Here is a 202-nt window from a genome sequence, read left to right on the forward strand (position 1 = left end):
ACCTGCCACTACGTCACCTCCGAGCTCGACCAGGGTCCCATCATCGAGCAGGACGTCATCCGCATCGACCACTCCGACGCACCCGAAGACCTGGTGCGTTACGGCAAGGACATCGAGAAAGCCGTCCTCGCACGCGGCCTGCGCTACCACCTGGAAGATCGGGTGCTGGTCCATGGCAATAAAACCGTCGTCTTCCGCTGAG

Annotated in this window: 1 protein-coding gene; it reads left to right on the forward strand. The window is 61.9% G+C overall.

The genetic code is table 11. The features are described from left to right. Positions 1 to 201 (forward strand): formyltransferase family protein (locus DNK49_RS23860; protein WP_341538211.1); only part of this gene is annotated, 201 nt, incomplete at its 5' end. Position 202 lies beyond the last annotated feature (1 nt).

It is taken from the genome of Parazoarcus communis SWub3 = DSM 12120, assembly GCF_003226565.1.
GTDB classification, from domain to species: Bacteria; Pseudomonadota; Gammaproteobacteria; order Burkholderiales; family Rhodocyclaceae; genus Parazoarcus; species Parazoarcus communis.